We start from the raw sequence: 14,132 nt of genomic DNA, 5'->3' as shown, positions 1-14,132 counted from the left end.
CAGCCTCTTAAATAAAAACTTTGCATAGATTACGCAAAAAGTGCGTTCAATACCATTTAACCGCCCGTTTTCAGACAGTACCCCGGCGTGGCATGACGCTCGATCCATGCGATCATTTTACCCGCAATATCGACCCCGGTGGTTTTTTCCACGCCTTCCAGCCCCGGCGAGGCGTTCACCTCCATGACCAGCGGCCCGCGCGTTGCGCGCAGCAGGTCTACGCCCGCTACGTCCAGCCCCAGCGTTTGCGCCGCTTTGACGGCAATTTCCCGCTCGCGCTCGCTGATATCGGCTACCCGCGCGACGCCGCCGCGGTGAAGGTTAGAGCGGAAATCGCCCTCTTTCGCCTGGCGCTCAATGGCCGCCACCACTTCATTGCCGACCACGAAGCAGCGAATATCGCGCCCTTTCGCCTCTTCGATGTACTCCTGCACCAGAATGTGGGCATTCAGTCCCCGAAAGGCGTCAATCACGCTCTCCGCCGCCTGACGCGTCTCCGCCAGCACCACGCCAATGCCCTGGGTGCCTTCCACCAGCTTGATCACCAATGGGGCACCGCCCACCATGTCGATCAGATCGCTGGTGTCGTCCGGCGAATGGGCAATCCCGGTGACGGGAAGATCGATCCCCTGACGGGCAAGGAGCTGCAGCGAGCGCAGCTTGTCGCGGGCGCGGGAAATAGCAACGGATTCGTTGAGCGGATAGCTGCCCAGCATCTCGAACTGTCGCAGCGCGGCGGTGCCGTAGTAGGTAATCTGGGAGCCGATGCGGGGGATCACTGCATCAAAGTGCGGCAGCTTGCGGCCTTTGTAGTGAATCGACGAGGCGGCCGGGTCGATGTTCATATAGCAGGACATCGGGTCGAGGATCTCAACCTGATGCCCGCGTTTCGAAGCCGCTTCTCTCAGGCGCTTACATGAATAGAGCGTTCCATCCCGGGACAATATGGCAATTTTCACCCTGCACCTCTCTGAAGACATGGAAAAAGCCTGCGTATCATATACGCAGGCAGGCGCAGGATAAATGGACTATCGCGTTGCCCAGCCCTGTTTGTGCAGATAATCAAGAATAAACGGGCGATTTTCTTTAATGATGGTGCGGCGAATATGGTCAGTCCAGGTATCGCGACGATTGTTACTGCCGCGCGTCAGGTAGTAGTTCGCCAGCTCTTCATCGTATTGATTCAGGACGTCCTGATCGACCGGCTTATAGTAGTTTTCGTGCACCAGCATCGCCGCAGGAATGCGCGGCTTCAGATCCGGGTTATCCGCAGGCCAGCCGAGGCACAGGCCAAACAGCGGCAGCACGTGTTTTGGCAGCTTCAGTAGTTCGGTCACGCTTTCAATATTGTTACGCAGGCCGCCAATGTAGACACCGCCTAACCCCAGCGACTCCGCCGCAGTGAAGGCGTTTTGCGCCATCAGCGCGGTATCCACCACGCCCAGCAGCAGCTGTTCGGCCAGCCCGAGCTCGGCTTCAGGGCAGATCTGCAGGTGGCGGTTAAAGTCGGCGCAGAACACCCAGAACTCCGCCGCCTGGGCCACATGCTTTTGCCCGCCGGTCAGCGTCACCAGTTGTTCACGCATGGCCGGGTCGGTGATGCGGATAATGGAGCTGCACTGCAGAAAACTGGAGCTCGAAGTCGCCCTGGCGCTGTCAATAATAGCGGCACGCTGCGCCTCGGTAATCGGCTCATCGGTGAAGTGGCGAATGGAACGGTGGGAACGGAGCAGGTCAATCGTTGGTGTCATCTTGTCTCTCTTTGTCTTGCTTAAACCTTATGCCAGCCAGTATAGGCAATGATCTGCGCGATGTAATTGGCCAAACATAGCCTGACTGTATCAAAGCGACAGGCGAAACCTTCTTTAATGGCGACAGGTTATCGGGCACTATATGTCTTATTCGCCGTCAGGCTTGTTTTTTTAGGAGAGAGAAATGTTTGCAGTAATTTTTGGTCGTCCAGGGTGCCCATACTGTGTACGCGCGAAAGAGCTGGCTGAGAAACTGACCGAAGAGCGCGATGACTTCAACTTCCGCTACGTGGATATCCACGCGGAAGGCATCACCAAAGCGGATCTCGAAAAAACCGTCGGCAAGCCGGTTGAAACCGTACCGCAGATCTTCCTCGATCAGAAACACATCGGCGGCTGCACTGACTTTGAAGCTTACGCCAAAGAGCACCTGGGCCTGTTTGCTGCCCAGTAATGATATGAAACGACGCCCTCACCGAGAGGGCGTTTTTATTTGTGGTGCCGTCGGCGTTGAAGCAGACTGCGCACAAATAAGTAGCAGAGCGCGCCAAGGGCGCACCAGAATACGGCGCTCATCAGCCATGCCAGTTCCTGCCAGAAACTCCGCGTTGATATATACAGCATACGCATCAGCAGCAGACACAGCGGCGCGGCCAGGATGGCGCCCAGCAGCGGCTTCACCACCTCCCCTTTACGGGAGAGAAAACTGGCAGCAGCCCCCGGCAGCGTAAAAAAGAGCAGCCCCAGCTCCGGATGACCCGACGCCCTGAATGCTCCTTTCACGTTAAAAGCAAGCGACATGCATACGACCGTGAACAGCAAAAAGCAGCTGATCACCCCCGCCCAGTTTCGTTTAATGTTCAAACTATCCTCCTGATTTATCTCTATCAAATACACCTTCGTCTGTTAGACGCCCAGTCAGATAAAGCAGTGCGGCAATCCTTGCCAAAGTACGCACAGGGTGATGCGATAATCAGTAGCTGTCAGTAGCTAATGCGATTAAACTACACGCCAGCTAATGTTTTAGGGAATAAAGCAGGAAACAGGGAGCGTTAACGCCTTTCCCTGACCCAGAAAACAGTAGCCCAAAAAGTCCTTTCATTCAACAACTTACTGGTAAACAAGAAGTTAGCCTCCGTGAATATAAACGTCGCAGACTTGTTAAATGGGAATTACATCCTGTTATTATTTGTGGTACTGGCGCTGGGCCTTTGCCTGGGTAAATTGCGCCTGGGTTCAGTTCAACTTGGTAATTCCATTGGCGTTTTAGTCGTCTCCTTATTATTAGGCCAGCAGCACTTCAGCATTAACACGGACGCGCTCAACTTAGGTTTTATGCTGTTTATTTTTTGCGTTGGCGTGGAAGCGGGACCGAACTTTTTTTCAATTTTCTTCCGCGACGGCAAAAATTATCTGATGCTGGCGTTGGTGATGGTCGGCAGCGCGCTGCTGATCGCGTTAGGGCTGGGTAAACTGTTTGGCTGGGATATCGGGTTAACGGCCGGTATGCTGGCAGGCTCCATGACGTCCACCCCTGTACTGGTGGGTGCCGGCGATACCCTGCGCCATTCCGGCATGGCCGGCGCGCAGCTTTCTGCCGCACTCGACCACCTGAGCCTGGGCTATGCCCTGACCTATCTGATTGGTCTGGTGAGTCTTATCGTTGGCGCGCGCTACCTGCCAAAACTGCAGCACCAGGATTTACAGACCAGCGCCCAGCAAATCGCCCGCGAGCGCGGTCTGGATACCGACTCCAAACGTAAAGTCTATCTCCCGGTGATCCGCGCCTACCGCGTCGGGCCAGAGCTGGTTGCCTGGGCTGACGGCAAAAACCTGCGCGAGCTGGGGATTTACCGCCAGACGGGCTGCTACATCGAACGTATCCGCCGCAACGGCATTCTGGCGAACCCGGACGGCGACGCGGTGCTACAGATGGGCGACGACATTGCGCTGGTGGGTTACCCGGACGCCCACGCCCGTCTCGACCCGAGCTTCCGTAACGGCAAAGAGGTGTTCGACCGCGATCTGCTCGACATGCGCATCGTCACCGAAGAGATCGTGGTGAAAAACCATAACGCCGTGGGCCGCCGCCTGGCGCAGCTGAAGCTGACCGACCACGGCTGCTTCCTCAACCGCGTGATCCGCAGCCAGATTGAGATGCCTATCGACGACAACGTCGTGCTCAACAAAGGCGACGTTCTACAGGTCAGCGGCGACGCCCGACGCGTGAAAACCGTGGCCGACCGCATCGGCTTTATCTCGATTCACAGCCAGGTCACCGACCTGCTGGCCTTCTGCGCCTTCTTTATCGTTGGCCTGATGATCGGGATGATCACCTTCCAGTTCAGCAACTTCAGCTTTGGCATCGGTAATGCCGCCGGTCTGCTGTTCGCCGGGATCATGCTGGGCTTCCTGCGAGCGAACCACCCGACCTTCGGCTACATTCCGCAGGGCGCGCTGAACATGGTGAAAGAGTTCGGTCTGATGGTCTTTATGGCAGGCGTGGGCTTAAGCGCGGGAAGCGGTATCGGCCACAGCCTGGGTGCCGTCGGCTGGCAGATGCTGGTGTCCGGACTTATCGTCAGCCTGGTGCCGGTCGTTATCTGTTTCCTGTTCGGCGCCTACGTGCTGCGCATGAACCGCGCCCTGCTCTTTGGGGCAATGATGGGCGCGCGTACCTGTGCGCCTGCAATGGAAATCATCAGCGATACCGCGCGCAGCAACATCCCGGCGCTGGGGTATGCAGGCACGTACGCTATCGCTAACGTGCTGCTGACGCTGGCGGGTACGCTGATCATCATCATCTGGCCTGGACTCGGATAACTCCTAAGTTTGCGCGTGGTGAAAATTATTTTCGTTACGCGCAGAACTTTTTTATCAGGGGGCAGTCATAACTAGTGCCACTGCTTTTCTTTGATGTCCCCAATTTGTGGAGCCCATCAACCCCGCCGTTTTGGTTCAAGGTTGATGGGTTTTTTGTTGCCTGAAATTCCCCTTACTCAATTTCACCTTCTCTCCAGCCATTAAAACATATATGATTAAACGCATATAAAAACCACGCCGTCAGGAACCCTCATGCTCCACCCACTCCACCTCTTCAAAACCCTCTCCGACGAAACGCGGCTCGCCATCGTCATGCTGCTCCGCGAAGCGGGCGAGCTGTGCGTCTGCGATCTCTGCGCCGCCACCGCCGAATCTCAGCCGAAGGTCTCCCGCCACATGGCCCTGCTCCGCGAGTCCGGGCTTGTGATCGACCGTCGCGAGGGGAAATGGGTCCATTATCGTCTCTCGCCCAACATGCCTGCATGGGCGGCAGCCGTTATCGACACCAGCTGGAACTGCCTGCGGGAAGAGACGCGCATGAAGCTGAAAAACCGGCTTCCGGGTTCGTGCTAATCAAGACACATTCACAAAAACAGATATAACGGAGTAAGCGATGTTTCTGGCAGGGGCAATTTTTCTGTTTACGCTGGTGCTGGTCATCTGGCAGCCGAAAGGACTGAGTATTGGCTGGAGCGCCACCATCGGCGCCGTGCTGGCGCTGGTCAGCGGCGTGATTCACATTAATGATATACCGGTAGTCTGGAATATCGTCTGGAACGCTACGGCAACGTTCATCGCCGTCATCATCATCAGCCTGCTGCTGGATGAGTCCGGCTTTTTCGAGTGGGCGGCGCTGCACGTCGCCCGCTGGGGAAACGGTCGCGGGCGATTGCTGTTTACCTGGATTATCCTTCTGGGCGCAGCCGTCGCGGCGCTGTTTGCCAATGACGGCGCAGCGCTGATCCTGACCCCTATCGTTATCGCCATGCTGCTGGCGCTGGGGTTCAGCAAACAGGCTACGCTGGCATTTGTGATGGCGGCTGGTTTTATCGCCGATACCGCCAGCCTGCCGCTGATTGTGTCGAACCTGGTCAACATCGTCTCGGCAGACTTCTTCACGCTGGGGTTCAGTGAATATGCTTCGGTGATGATTCCCGTTGATATCGCCGCGATTGCCGCAACGCTGGTCATGCTCCATCTGTTCTTTCGCAAGGAAATTCCGGCGGAATATGACCTGGCGAAACTGCGCGAGCCTGCACGCGCGATAAACGATCTACCGACGTTCAGAACCGGCTGGATCGTGCTGCTGCTTCTGCTCGTAGGTTTCTTCGTCCTTGAGCCTCTCGGCATTCCGGTCAGCGCCATTGCGACTGCGGGCGCGCTGGTTTTGTTCGCTGTCGCAAAACGCGGACATGCGATAAACACCGGAAAAGTGCTGCGCGGCGCACCGTGGCAGATCGTGATCTTCTCGCTGGGGATGTATCTGGTGGTGTATGGCCTGCGCAATGCCGGGCTGACGGACTCTCTCACAGGCGTACTGAACAGCCTGGCCGGACACGGATTGTGGGCGACCACGCTGGGTACCGGGTTCATCACCGCGTTCCTGTCATCCATAATGAACAATATGCCCACGGTGCTGATTGGCGCACTCTCCATTGAGGGCAGCACAGCAACGGGATTGATTAAGGAGGCGATGATTTACGCCAACGTGATTGGCTGCGATCTGGGCCCGAAAATCACGCCTATCGGCAGCCTCGCCACCCTGCTCTGGCTCCACGTGCTGGCGCAGAAAAACATGACGATCACCTGGGGTTACTATTTCCGGACGGGCATCATCATGACGCTGCCGGTCCTGTTTGTGACGCTCGCCGCGCTGGCGCTACGTCTCTCCTTCACACTGTAATGAGCCACTGATATGAGCCACATCACCATTTACCACAACCCCGCCTGCGGCACCTCGCGCAACACGCTGGAGATGATCCGCAACAGCGGCACGGAGCCAGAGATTATCCTCTATCTGGAAACCCCGCCGTCGCGCGATACGCTGACCACCCTGATTGCCGATATGAGCATTTCGGTGCGGGATCTGCTGCGTAAAAACGTGGAGCCCTATGAACAGCTCGGCCTTGCCGAAGATAGCTTCACCGACGACCAGCTAATCGAGTTTATGCTGCAATACCCGATTCTGATTAACCGTCCGATCGTGGTCACACCGCTGGGCACCCGCCTGTGTCGCCCGTCAGAAGTCGTCCTCGACATTCTGCCTGATGCGCAGAAAGGGGCATTTACGAAAGAAGATGGCGAAGCGGTGGTGGACGCCAGCGGGAAGAATATCCTGAAAAAATAATCCATCCTCAGGTGGAGAACAGGGCCAGCTTCCGGTGGCCCTGAGCGCCTGGAGAAAACAACCGCCCGCTAGCTCGACACGCAGACGCGGTTGCGCCCCTCACGTTTTGCACGGTAAAGCGCCTGATCGGCTCGCGCCAGGGCTGACTGCATGCCATGTTCAATCTCAAGTTCATCCGGGGTCATGCATACAAGACCCATGCTGGCGGTGAAGCGGATCGTCTGCCCGTTGAAGTCGACGTTCTGGCTGGCAAGGCTCATCCGTACGCGCTCGGCGATCTCAGCGGCCGCCTCCAGAGTAGTATGCGGCATTGCCACGACAAACTCTTCCCCGCCAAAGCGGGCGACAATGTCGCTGCCTCTCACCAGTGCCGGAAGCGCGTTGCCAATATGCTTCAGCACCGCATCGCCACCGTCATGACCCCATGTGTCGTTAATATGCTTAAAGAAATCCAGATCCATGCTCATCAGGCACAGGGGCTGCTGATGCCGGCGGGCAAGATTGCAGGCCTTCAAAGACCACTCATCAAACTGACGACGGTTTGCCAGCCCGGTGAGCGGATCGTGCCGCGCCTCCTGCTGGAAACGCGCCCGCTGCAGGGCGTTGACGTGGATATAGTGCATAAGAAACCACTGCGTAAGGGAGATAACCAGAATCGCCAGCGCCGTCCACAGTGCCTGATAATACCAGCCGTGCAGCACGTCTTTTCTGGCCAGCCCGACGGCCAGCACCCATTTGCGTTCGTTGAGGTTGAGAAATACCCCCATACGTTCAACGCCATCAATCGGAGAGGTGTATCGGTGGACCTGTGCGGTATCACTCGCGTATTCCAGCAGCTTCGCGAGGCGCGGGTCGGAGGTGTTCAATTGCGTACCGCCATTCGCCCCCATACGGGCAAGCTGCACAGCATTGTCACGGTCAAGGACTGCCATCGCCCCGCCATGGCCTAAATCAAAGCCCTGCACTTCCATTTTGCGGAACATATCGTTCATGGAGTGACCATTGAAGAAACCCACCGCACCGCCCAGAAAGCGACCATGGGCATCGCGCACCGCTCGGAACATCACGAACCCTACCATGTTTTTATCCGTGCCGTTGCTTCGCCAGTAAAACAGACTTTCGGTGACTTCATCCCGGCGAAAATCGTTAAACAGAGGGCGCTGCCGGAAGCTGGCCTGCGCAAGCGTAGAGGCGTCCAGAGCGCGTTCAAAAGGAAATAGTGCGCGGCTGCTAAGAAAATCACCGTATTCATCAAAGACGACAACGCCATCCAGCCAGGCGCGCTTCAGTTCCCCTTTCAGAAATGACTGCGCATTTTCAGGCGTGACCGTATGGTTGAGCAGAAAGGCATTACCGATAAAGCGCATCTGGTAGCGCATCGCGTTAAGGCTGGTATCAAACTGCTGAGACTGGAGTATCGCCGTATTGCGAAGGATACGTGCAGCGTTATCCTCCACATAGCCGCGCTGGTAGAGCAGATGTCCAATCAGCAGACCCGCCTGAACCAAAATCACCAGTACCAACAACGCTCTCTTTTTTGCCAGACTGACCTGCACGAACCAGGTACTTACTTTTTCACCCAACGCCAACCTCAACCACTGAACAGTAAATAACCAACGCGGTGGATAGTCACGTGATCAGCCCGGATTGTCAATATGAAGAAAAATCGTAATACATTGAAAAATATAAACTAATTCGTTTTATTTAACGGTGTGATACCCGCAATCCTCCCCACCATCGCCCGAATCTCCTCCCGGGATAGCGGCGTCCGGTCGGTCACGTAGTGCAGCGTCATCCCTTCAATAAAGGCATCCAGCGCGCGGGTGGTGACCGGGTCGAACCACTGCTCCAGCGTGGTCTGGCTCATCTTCATCCAGTCCTGCATCACCGTTTTGAGCGCCGCGCTGCGGTGCATAAAGGCGTAAAGCTGATACATCAGCGCCATGTTGTGCGGCGTGGTCACCTGCGAGCTGTGGATCAGGGTAGTGATGGATTCGCACGCCATTTCCGGCCCGGTGACGCCCGCAAAGAAATCCCGGTACTGCTGCGACATCTGGCAGGTAAACCACGTGAAGGCCTCCTCCAGCAGCGGCTCCATACCGTCGAAATAGTAGGTCATCGACCCCAGCGGCACGCCCGCGCAGGTGGCGATTTTACGGTGCGTGACGGCGTGAATACCGTGTTCAGCAATGGTGTCGAGCGTCGCCTGCAGGATTTTCTCCCGGCGATGCGGATCGTTGGGTGGTCTGCTCATCAATTCCTCACCTGGTTTGTGTACAAATGTACACAAACTTGCTAGTGTTGTCGCTATTGTTGTACTTCTGGTGCTACCCCAATGACGCTGACCTCTCCCCGCAAAGCCCTGCAGCTCCGCATGTGGGCGCTGTTTATGTTCTTCTTTATTCCCGGTCTGCTGATGGCCTCCTGGGCCACGCGCACCCCAGCCATTCGCGACATTTTGTCCGTTTCTACCGCAGAAATGGGCATCGTGCTGTTCGGCCTGTCGATAGGCTCCATGAGCGGCATCCTCTGCTCCGCGTGGCTGGTGAAGCGCTTCGGTACGCGGGCGGTGATCCGCACCACCATGTGCTTCGCGGTGTTCGGGATGATTGTGCTGAGCGTGGCGCTGTGGTTTGCCTCACCGGTGCTGTTTGCGCTGGGGTTGACGGTGTTTGGCGGCAGCTTCGGCTCGGCGGAAGTGGCGATAAACGTTGAAGGGGCGGCGGTCGAGCGCGAGATGAACAAAACCGTGCTGCCTATGATGCACGGCTTTTACAGCCTCGGCACGCTGGCCGGGGCGGGCGTGGGGATGGCGCTGACGGCCTTCGGCATGACCGCGAATCTGCATATCCTGCTGGCGGCGCTGGTGTGCATTATTCCGATTCTGACCGGCATCCGGGCGATCCCGGACGGCACCGGCAAGAACGCCTCAGATGAACAGCATTCTGCTGAAAAAGGGCTGCCCTTCTACCGCGATTATCAGCTGATGCTGATTGGCGTGGTGGTTCTGGCGATGGCGTTTGCGGAAGGGTCCGCCAACGACTGGCTGCCTCTGCTGATGGTGGACGGTCACGGCTTTAGCCCAACCTCCGGCTCGCTGATCTACGCCGGGTTTACTCTGGGGATGACCGTCGGGCGCTTCACAGGCGGCTGGTTTATCGACCGCTACAGCCGCGTGGCGGTGGTGCGCGCCAGCGCCCTGCTCGGCGGGCTGGGTATCGCGATGATTATCTTTGTGGATGTGGACTGGATTGCCGGCGTCTCGGTGATCCTCTGGGGGCTGGGCGCGTCCCTCGGCTTCCCGCTGACCATCTCTGCCGCCAGCGACACCGGCCCGGATGCGCCGACGCGCGTCAGCGTGGTGGCGACAACCGGCTATCTCGCCTTCCTGGTCGGGCCGCCGCTGCTCGGCTTCCTCGGCGAGCACTACGGGCTGCGCAGCGCCATGCTGGTGGTATTAGGGTTGGTGATCGTCGCGGCGCTGGTGGCGCGCGCGGTGGCAAAGCCGGAAACGAAACACACGACACTGGAGAAGGGATATGAGCGTTAAACTGATCGCCGTCGACATGGATGGCACATTCCTGAGTGATGCCAAGACCTACAATCGCCCGCGCTTTCTGGCGCAGTACGCACGCATGAAGGCGCAAGGCATTCGCTTCGTGGTCGCCAGCGGCAACCAGTATTACCAGCTAATCTCCTTTTTCCCGGAGATTGCTCATGAAATTTCATTCGTCGCCGAAAACGGCGGCTGGGTCGTGAGCGAAGGTGAAGACGTCTTCAACGGTGAACTGTCGAAAGCCCATTTCGAGACCGTCGCGAACGTGTTAAACGACGTTCCGGGCATTGAGGTCATCGCCTGCGGGAAAAGCAGCGCCTACACGCTGAAATGCTATGACGAGGGCTTTAAGGAGATCGCGGCGAAGTACTATCACCGTCTGGAAATGGTCAGCGATTTCGACAACCTGAACGATATTTTCTTCAAGTTCGGGCTCAACGTGTCTGATGATGAAATTCCGCGTATTCAGGCGCTGCTGCATGAAAAGCTGAGCGACATCATGGTGCCCGTCACCACCGGTCACGGCAGTATCGACCTGATTATCCCCGGCGTGCATAAGGCCAACGGCCTGCGGATCCTTCAGCAGCGCTGGGGGATAGAGAACAGCGACGTGGTGGCCTTCGGGGACAGCGGCAACGACGTGGAGATGCTGCGCCAGTCCGGGTTCAGCTTTGCGATGGCGAATGCCAGACCGCATATCAAAGCGGCGGCGCGCTTTGAAGCGCCGCATAATAACGAGGAAGGCGTGCTGGATGTGATTGATAAGGTGTTGAACGGGGAGGCACCGTTTAATTAACACTGTGCGGTCTGGTGCCCTCTCCCCTCACCCTGGCCCTCTCCCCAAAGGGGAGAGGGAATAAACAGTTAAGGTTGCAGGGCGTTTCCGACGCGCTTGTCCTTCAGGAATACCACCATCAGGCCAACCCACAGCGCACCGTTGGCGAGGTTAAACAGGCTGAACAGCCCATTGCCGCCCATCGCATAGGCATGCTTGCTCACTTCGATACCGACGGTAAAAATCAGCATCTGCAGCATCCCCATCGCCGCTGAGACCGTGCCTTTACTCATCTCGCTGGCAAACAGCGTCAGGCGCACCAGCCCGGCGTTCGCCACGCCAATCCCGAAGGCGTAAATGCTCAGCCCTGCCGTCATCCACAGGTAAGCATGTGATGACGCGACGGTCGCCACCGCCGCCAGAATCAGCCCTGCCGCAATCGGCCAGCCGCCCATGATAATCAGTGAACGCACGGTGCGTCGTGACGTCAAACGTGCCAGCACCAGGTTGCCGATAATCAGCGCGCCAAAGATCGGCACCTGCAGCAGGCCGTACTCATAGCTGCTGAGCTTTTCGCCGCTGATGATAATAACCGGAGACTGGGCAATCCACGCCAGCAGCGGCAGGCTAACGAATCCGGTCGCCAGCGCCCCCGCCACAAAGCGGCCATTCTTCAGCACTTCTTTGTAATCCCGACCCAGCTCTTTCAGCGAGAGTTTCTCGCCGATGCGGGTGGCGGTTTCCGGCATCGCCCGGTGCAGGCCAAAGAACGCGATGGCGGCGAGAACCGCAAAGAGCACAAACATCCCTTCCCAGGGCGCCACATGCACCCATGCGGCGCCCACCAGCGGCCCGAGCAAGGGAGCGATCAGCGCCACGTTCGCCATCAGCGCGGTAATTTTGATGCACACCGCCTCTTCAAACGACTCCTGAATGGCGGCATACCCCACGGCGCCGATAAAGCACAGGCTCACCCCCTGCAGGAAACGCAGCAGGGTAAATTGTTCAATGTTTTGCGCCAGCAGCGTGGCGAGACAGGTGACGATAAACCACACCACGCCCGTCAGCATCACCGGACGGCGTCCAATACGATCCGACAGCGGGCCTAACAGCCACTGCAAAAACATGCCGCCGGCCAGATAGGCGGTCATGGAGGTCGGTACCCACTCAATTCCCGCGTTGTACTGCGCCACCACGGTCAGCATACCGGGCTGGATCATATCGTTGCCGATATAGGTAGAAAATTCGTAGAGCACCAGACACAGGGGGAAAAGCAACGCCTGACGACCCAGACGTGAACCAGAAGAAGAACGGTTTAACATGCAATCTCTTTATAATGACAAAATCGCGACGAGTGTAATGAAATGCCGGAGCCCGAGATAGTGATTTATCGAGGATAAACAGAAATAAAGCACATATCGTCTTCGTTTAAGGTTTCCTTAATTTGACAGATTTATGATAGCCGCATTACTCGTCAACGACCCCAAATTATGGCACTCACCTCCAGCCGTTCAGAATTGTCTAAGTTACAGACAAATAAGACAAAACGACTTTACCGCTTACCGACCCGCTTTTATGGTTATCAGCTTTTCATACTGATAGTCCTTGCCGTGGTGTTTACGTGGCTATCGCGCAATGAAGCGCTCGACAGATGGGTAACCGGCTTCTGGTATGACGCGGCGACGCAGAGCTTCCCGCTGCAGAAAGACCACCTGCTAGATCTGCTTAACCATCGTCTGGCGAAGTACATCGCCATCGCCTTAGGCGCCGTGGCGCTGTTTTACGGCGCTTACAAGCGTAACGCAAGGCTGGTTACGGCGGCGCTTCTGATGGGCGTTGGCGCGCTGGCGGTGGGCCTGTTGAAAAGCATGAGCCATCACAGCTGCCCGTGGGACCTGTTGGAATACGGCGGTAAGGCTGTCTCTTATCCCCTGTTCAGCACCATCCCTGCAGACAGCGGTCCGGGACGCTGTTTCCCCGGCGGTCACGCCTCCAGCGGCTTTATGGTGATGGGGCTGTTTTTTGCCTTCTGGCGCGAGCGCCCTCGCCTCGCCTGGAGCTTCGTCGCGCTGGGCGTGGTGTTAGGTCTGGCGATGGGCTTCGGTCAGGTCATGCGCGGGGCGCATTTTTTCTCTCACAACCTGTGGGCTGGGTGGTGGGTCTGGTTTTCTCAGGTGGTGGTCTACGGCCTTGTTTCCACCCGGTTTGCTAAAGAGTGATAACGTTATGTTAGAGAATCTAAATTATCAGCTGTTTTATCTGATCAATGCCACCCCGGCCTCGCCCGAGTGGACGATCGATTTTGCCACCTTCCTGGCAAAAGATCTGATCAGTATCGTGCCTGCACTGGCTGCGATTCTCTGGCTGTGGGGACCCCGCAGCCAGGTAAAAGCGCAGCGCCAGCTGGTGATCAAAGTGGCGATGGCGCTGGGCGTGAGCGTTCTGGTGAGCTTCGTTCTGGGTCATGTGTTCCCGCACGCCCGTCCTTTTGTTGCACATGTGGGCTATACCTTCCTGCACCACGCGCCGGATGACTCGTTCCCGAGCGATCACGGGACGGTGATCTTTACCTTTGCGCTGGCTTTCCTGTTCTGGCATCGCCTGTGGTCTGGTGCGGTCCTGATGGTGGCGGCCCTGGCAATCGCCTGGTCTCGCGTTTACCTGGGCGTACACTGGCCGCTGGATATGGTGGGCGGTTTCCTGGTCGGGCTGATTGGCTGCGTGAGCGCGGCGATCCTGTGGAGCCTCTTCGGTGAAGCGCTCTACCGCACGCTGTCTTTACTCTATCGCGCCATTTTCGCTATCCCGATCCGCAAAGGCTGGATACGTGACTAACCCCAACCTGACAGGTTACACTTGAACCCCCGCCCTGCGGGGGTT

Annotated in this window: 15 protein-coding genes; 9 read left to right on the top strand and 6 right to left on the bottom strand. The window is 57.2% G+C overall.

Annotated features, from left to right (window positions below; all coding sequences use genetic code 11):
• Positions 1-56: 56 nt before the first annotated feature.
• Both rimK and nfsA read right to left on the bottom strand, forming a co-directional pair.
• Positions 57-959: a 30S ribosomal protein S6--L-glutamate ligase gene (gene rimK, locus V1587_RS09510; RefSeq protein WP_371898465.1), complete on the bottom strand. Its 903-nt coding sequence runs from the start codon at positions 957-959 to the stop codon at positions 57-59.
• Between the two features lie 69 nt (positions 960-1,028).
• Positions 1,029-1,751, bottom strand: coding sequence for a nitroreductase NfsA (nfsA, locus tag V1587_RS09505; protein ID WP_371898467.1), 723 nt, complete (start codon positions 1,749-1,751; stop codon positions 1,029-1,031).
• A gap of 184 nt (positions 1,752-1,935) precedes the next feature.
• Between nfsA and V1587_RS09500 the strand changes: the two genes are divergently transcribed.
• Positions 1,936-2,205: a GrxA family glutaredoxin gene (locus V1587_RS09500; protein ID WP_006809455.1), complete on the top strand. Its 270-nt coding sequence runs from the start codon at positions 1,936-1,938 to the stop codon at positions 2,203-2,205.
• 35 nt (positions 2,206-2,240) lie between these two features.
• Here V1587_RS09500 and V1587_RS09495 read toward each other — a convergent pair whose 3' ends face one another.
• Positions 2,241-2,615, bottom strand: coding sequence for an inner membrane protein YbjM (locus V1587_RS09495; protein ID WP_371898469.1), 375 nt, complete (start codon positions 2,613-2,615; stop codon positions 2,241-2,243).
• A 273-nt stretch (positions 2,616-2,888) separates the two neighbouring features.
• Between V1587_RS09495 and V1587_RS09490 the strand changes: the two genes are divergently transcribed.
• The 4 genes from V1587_RS09490 (at position 2,889) to arsC (ending at position 6,921) form a co-directional block, all read left to right on the top strand.
• Positions 2,889-4,574, top strand: coding sequence for an aspartate:alanine antiporter (locus V1587_RS09490; RefSeq protein ID WP_111963874.1), 1,686 nt, complete (start codon positions 2,889-2,891; stop codon positions 4,572-4,574).
• A gap of 252 nt (positions 4,575-4,826) precedes the next feature.
• On the top strand, positions 4,827-5,147 hold the full coding sequence (locus V1587_RS09485; RefSeq protein ID WP_008503437.1) for a metalloregulator ArsR/SmtB family transcription factor: 321 nt from the start codon (positions 4,827-4,829) through the stop codon (positions 5,145-5,147).
• Between the two features lie 40 nt (positions 5,148-5,187).
• The gene (locus V1587_RS09480; protein WP_371898470.1) at positions 5,188-6,477 is read left to right on the top strand and encodes an arsenic transporter; all 1,290 of its coding nucleotides are present in this window, start codon (positions 5,188-5,190) and stop codon (positions 6,475-6,477) included.
• 12 nt (positions 6,478-6,489) lie between these two features.
• Entirely contained in the window at positions 6,490-6,921 is a 432-nt protein-coding gene (gene arsC / locus V1587_RS09475; RefSeq protein WP_371898471.1) for a glutaredoxin-dependent arsenate reductase, read from the top strand.
• A 68-nt stretch (positions 6,922-6,989) separates the two neighbouring features.
• Here the strand turns inward: arsC and V1587_RS09470 are convergent, their stop codons facing one another.
• The gene (locus V1587_RS09470; RefSeq protein WP_371898473.1) at positions 6,990-8,504 is read right to left on the bottom strand and encodes a diguanylate cyclase; all 1,515 of its coding nucleotides are present in this window, start codon (positions 8,502-8,504) and stop codon (positions 6,990-6,992) included.
• A 107-nt stretch (positions 8,505-8,611) separates the two neighbouring features.
• Positions 8,612-9,175, bottom strand: a complete 564-nt coding sequence (locus V1587_RS09465) for a TetR/AcrR family transcriptional regulator (RefSeq protein WP_371898475.1) — start codon at positions 9,173-9,175, stop codon at positions 8,612-8,614.
• Between the two features lie 81 nt (positions 9,176-9,256).
• Here V1587_RS09465 and V1587_RS09460 point away from each other — a divergent pair, with 81 nt between their 5' ends.
• Together V1587_RS09460 and V1587_RS09455 are read left to right on the top strand one after the other, a co-directional pair.
• Complete coding sequence (locus tag V1587_RS09460) at positions 9,257-10,471, top strand: MFS transporter (RefSeq protein WP_371898476.1); 1,215 nt, start codon at positions 9,257-9,259, stop codon at positions 10,469-10,471.
• Complete coding sequence (locus V1587_RS09455) at positions 10,461-11,273, top strand: Cof-type HAD-IIB family hydrolase (protein ID WP_371898477.1); 813 nt, start codon at positions 10,461-10,463, stop codon at positions 11,271-11,273. The genes V1587_RS09460 and V1587_RS09455 overlap by 11 nt, the downstream gene beginning before the upstream one ends.
• A gap of 68 nt (positions 11,274-11,341) precedes the next feature.
• On the opposite strand, the gene V1587_RS09450 is transcribed toward V1587_RS09455, so the two are convergent.
• Positions 11,342-12,574, bottom strand: a complete 1,233-nt coding sequence (locus V1587_RS09450) for an MFS transporter (RefSeq protein WP_371898479.1) — start codon at positions 12,572-12,574, stop codon at positions 11,342-11,344.
• Positions 12,575-12,742: 168 nt separating this feature from the next.
• On the opposite strand from V1587_RS09450, the gene V1587_RS09445 reads away from it, so the two are divergent.
• Complete coding sequence (locus V1587_RS09445; protein WP_371898480.1) at positions 12,743-13,471, top strand: phosphatase PAP2 family protein; 729 nt, start codon at positions 12,743-12,745, stop codon at positions 13,469-13,471.
• A 7-nt stretch (positions 13,472-13,478) separates the two neighbouring features.
• Positions 13,479-14,087, top strand: coding sequence for an undecaprenyl-diphosphate phosphatase (gene ybjG / locus V1587_RS09440; protein ID WP_371898482.1), 609 nt, complete (start codon positions 13,479-13,481; stop codon positions 14,085-14,087).
• Positions 14,088-14,132 lie beyond the last annotated feature (45 nt).

It is taken from the genome of Enterobacter sp. ECC-249 (assembly GCF_043965265.1).
Taxonomy (GTDB): Bacteria; Pseudomonadota; Gammaproteobacteria; order Enterobacterales; family Enterobacteriaceae; genus Enterobacter; species Enterobacter quasiroggenkampii.
The sequence above is the reverse complement of the archived record's forward strand: the minus strand, read 5'-3'. Positions and strand labels throughout refer to the sequence as shown.